The organism is Guyparkeria sp. (assembly GCF_041687595.1).
GTDB lineage: Bacteria > Pseudomonadota > Gammaproteobacteria > Halothiobacillales > Halothiobacillaceae > Guyparkeria.
Genome location: NZ_JAWLBP010000038.1, coordinates 1 through 2,570, shown reverse-complemented (window position 1 = coordinate 2,570; position 2,570 = coordinate 1). Strand labels below are relative to the sequence as shown.

Sequence of the window (2,570 nt, the reverse complement as noted above, 5' to 3'; positions counted from 1 at the left end):
CGCAGCAGCGTGACCAGCAGCGCTGCTACGCCCAGAAAGACCGCCACGCTGGCGGCCAACCCGGCCAGCACGTACAGGGTGAGCGTCGTGTCGCGGGCCTGGAACCAGACCAGCAGCGCGATGGCCCCGATACCGGCCCCGAACAGGAGCGCCGAGGCGGGGCTGGGGGCCTGGGCCTGGTGGTTGAGCACCCGCAGCGGCGGGGTATGCCGGAGCCGGACCAGGCTGGGCAGGGCGAAGCCGAACAGGGCGACCAGTGCCACGGCCAGCCCCAGCCCCACGGGCGCGAGTCCCGGCGCGGGCAAGTCGACATCCAGCATCGAGGCCATCAGGTCGGCCAGCAGCAACTGCGCGACCGCCCCGATGAGGATGCCCGGGACGGCGGCGAGCACGGCCAGCATAAGCAGGCGCAGGCGATAGATCCGCCCGATCACGCGCGAGGAGGCGCCCAGCGCTCGCATCAGGGCGGCGGCGTCCTGCTGGACCCGGTTGTAGTGGCGCGCCGCGATTACCAGTGCCGCACCGGCGAGCAGAACGGCGACCACCGCCGCCAGGCCGAGGAAGCGGCCGGCCCGCTCGAAGGCGGTCTGGAAGGCCGGCTGGCTGGTCTCCGGGCGCGCCAGATGCAGGCCGCCGTCGAGTCCGGCCTCGAGCCGGTCGATGCGCTGCCTGCGGTCCTCGGCGTCGCTGGCGACCAGCAGGGCATGCTCGACCCGGCTGGTGTCGGTGACCAGCCCGGTCGCCTCAAGGTCGTCGTGATGGATCATCAGGCGGGGCGCGGCCTGCGAGAAGACGTTGCCCACGTCCGGCTCGCGTTCGAGCACGGCGGTGACGGTCAGCCGCGTCTGGCCCACCTCGATCGCATCGCCCACGTCGACGTCCAGCGACAGCATCGCCCGTCGAGACAGCCAGCCCTCGCCGGGAGGCGGCCCCTGCTCGACCGTGCGGGGTTGGCCATCGGCCTCGATGCCCAGCGTGCCGCGCAGGGGGTAGGCGTCGTCGACGGCCTTCAGGCCGACGAGCAGGGTCCGGTCCCCGGTGACCACCACCGTCGGGAAGGTCAGCTGTCGGCTGATGTCGAGCCCGAGGGACTCTGCCTGTTCGGCCGTCGTGTCGAGCGGGTCGGGTGACTCCACCCGGCCGTCGGCGGCGAGGAACTCGGCGGCCTGGGCGCGCATGGCACCGTCGACCCGGTCGACGAAGAACCCCACGGCGGTGACCGCCGAGACCGCCACCAGCAAGGCGAGCAGCATGGGGGTCAGCAGCCCGCTCTGCACCTCCCGGACCAGCCCCTGCCAGGCCAGCCGCCAGGTGTTGGGGGACTTTGCGCTCATGACTCGCCCCGCAGGGCCTCGGGGTCCGGCTGCCACGCCTCGACGCGCCCGGCCTTCACCTGGAAGCCGCGGTCGCAGCGGGCGGCGAGAGCCGGATCGTGGGTGACCAGAACCAGGGTGGTGCGGTGGCGTTCGCGCAGGCGGAACAGCAGGTCGATGACGTGCTCGCCGGTGGCGGTGTCCAGCGAGCCGGTGGGCTCGTCGGCGAAGAGGATGTCCGGCTCGCCGACGAAGGCGCGGGCCAGTGCCACGCGCTGCTGCTCCCCGCCGGAGAGCTGGCGCGGCATGTGGCGCAGGCGTTCTCCCAGCCCGACCTCGATCAGCGCCTCGCGTGCGCGTCGTTCGGCGTCACGCTCCCCGGCCAGTTCCAGCGGCAGGGCGACGTTCTCGAGCGCATTGAGCCCGTCGATCAGCTGGAATGACTGGAATACGAAACCCACCTTGCCGGCACGCACGGCGGCACGGCCATCCTCGTCGAGGTTCTCCAGTGCCACGCCGTCGAGCTCGATCCGCCCCGAGGTGGGCGTGTCCAGGCCGGCCATCAGCGCCAGCAGGGTCGACTTGCCCGCCCCGGACGGACCCACCAGTGCCACCGCCTCGCCGGGGAAGATTTGCAGGGAGGCCTCGTGCACAATGGTGAGCGGTTCGGGCGTGCGCACGGTCTGCGTCACCCCGCTGACGTTCAGCACGGGGCGGGTCTCGTTTGCGGATGACTTGGATGAGGACATGTGAAATGCGGCTTTCCGGTCGGTTGCGGTCGATGCGTATGGGCGCGGCCCTGCTGTTCTGCCTGGTCGCGGCGGTCGCGAGTATAGGCGAGATGCGGGCCGATTCGCCGGAATCGACCCGGGTGCTGGTCTTCGGTGATTCGCTCTCTGCGGCTTATCGGTTGCCCCAAGCCGAGGGCTGGGTCGCGCGGCTGCGCGAACGGCTCGACGAGCGTGCGCCCGGGCGGTTCGACCTCACCAATGCCTCGGCCAGCGGCGAGACCACCTCCGGCGGCATCTCCCGCCTGGACGAGGTGCTCGAGACGGGCGATTACGACTGGGTGCTGCTGGAACTGGGCGCCAACGACGGCCTGCGCGGCCTGCCGCTCGACCGGGTGGAGGCCAACCTGCAGCGGCTGATCGACCTGGCCTGCGAAGACGGCGCGCGGGTGGTGCTGCTCGGCATCATGTTGCCCACCAACTACGGCCCGGCCTATGCCGAGCCCTTCCGCGAAATGTTCACCCGCCT

At 71.6% G+C, this 2,570-nt stretch carries 3 protein-coding genes; 1 reads left to right on the top strand and 2 read right to left on the bottom strand.

Features of this window, described 5'->3' with window-relative positions; genetic code table 11:
• Positions 1 to 1,334: ABC transporter permease (locus ACESL5_RS07015; RefSeq protein ID WP_372592065.1), on the bottom strand; the 1,334-nt coding region annotated here is incomplete at its 3' end.
• The gene (locus ACESL5_RS07010) at positions 1,331 to 2,062 is read right to left on the bottom strand and encodes an ABC transporter ATP-binding protein (protein WP_372592064.1); all 732 of its coding nucleotides are present in this window, start codon (positions 2,060 to 2,062) and stop codon (positions 1,331 to 1,333) included. The genes ACESL5_RS07015 and ACESL5_RS07010, both read right to left, overlap by 4 nt.
• Before the next feature lie 5 nt (positions 2,063 to 2,067).
• On the opposite strand from ACESL5_RS07010, the gene ACESL5_RS07005 reads away from it, so the two are divergent.
• Positions 2,068 to 2,570: arylesterase (locus tag ACESL5_RS07005; protein WP_372592063.1), on the top strand; the 503-nt coding region annotated here is incomplete at its 3' end.

What these genes read in the sequence shown, in the direction of transcription:
- ACESL5_RS07010 (WP_372592064.1), bottom strand. Translation starts at nt 2,062, where the DNA reads ATGTCCTCATCCAAGTCATCCGCAAACGAGACCCGCCCCGTGCTGAAC.